Below are 811 nucleotides of genomic sequence, written 5' to 3'. Positions count from 1 at the left end.
AACTCTCTTTTTGAAGAAGGCACGATAGAATTAAGTGGTGAAGCAAGAGGTGACAATGAAACACCCGCGATTGCAGTGAGTGAACTTTCATTTCGCGAAACCACATCAGCCGGATCATGGGATTGGCACAAAGATCCTGTTCCACGTTATGTGCTGACGCTGACGGGTACGCTAGAATTTGAAACCAAAGATGGTTCAACATTTATCATCAAACCCGGTGATGTTTTATTAGCACAAGATAATACAGGCACTGGCCACAAATGGCGTTTAATCGGTGATGACCCATGGCGCCGTGCTTATGTTGTGTATCAAGAAGGCACTGAACTGTGTTTTAAGCCCACTAAGCAGTAGGAGTTTTTAATGAGTAAGCCTATTTCTGAACAAGTCGATATCGGGCTAATTGGTGCCGGTATCATGAGTGCAACATTGGGAACTTTTTTAAAAGAGCTCGAGCCATCACTCAACATCGCCGTATTTGAAAGACTCAATGATTGCGCACAAGAAAGTTCTCATCCATGGAACAACGCAGGTACAGGCCACGCCGCTAACTGTGAAATGAATTACACGCCACCGAATCCAGATGGTACGGTAGATATCAGTAAAGCACTTGAAGTCAATACTGAATTTGACCTCTCTCGCCAGCTTTGGTCTTATCTCGTCACCAAAGGTAAAATTAAAGATCCACGTGACTTTATTCATCCATGCCCACATATGAGCTTTGTTTGGGACGAAGACAACGTAAAATTCTTAAAGCAACGCTACCAGCAGATGTCTGCTCACCACTGTTACCACAATATGGAATTCAGTGATG

Annotated in this window: 2 protein-coding genes; both read left to right on the top strand. The window is 43.6% G+C overall.

Going from position 1 to position 811, the window contains the following annotated elements:
• Nucleotides 1–351, top strand: a 351-nt coding sequence (locus ABN217_RS19165) for a cupin domain-containing protein (protein ID WP_349459842.1), incomplete at its 5' end; no start/stop codon positions are given.
• A 9-nt stretch (nt 352–360) separates the two neighbouring features.
• Nucleotides 361–811 (top strand): malate:quinone oxidoreductase (locus ABN217_RS19160; RefSeq protein WP_349459840.1); only part of this gene is annotated, 451 nt, incomplete at its 3' end.

Origin of the sequence: Proteus sp. fly-1067, assembly GCF_040139345.1 — a bacterium.
In the GTDB taxonomy this organism is placed as follows: domain Bacteria; phylum Pseudomonadota; class Gammaproteobacteria; order Enterobacterales; family Enterobacteriaceae; genus Proteus; species Proteus vulgaris_B.
The sequence above is the reverse complement of the archived record's forward strand: the minus strand, read 5'-3'. Positions and strand labels throughout refer to the sequence as shown.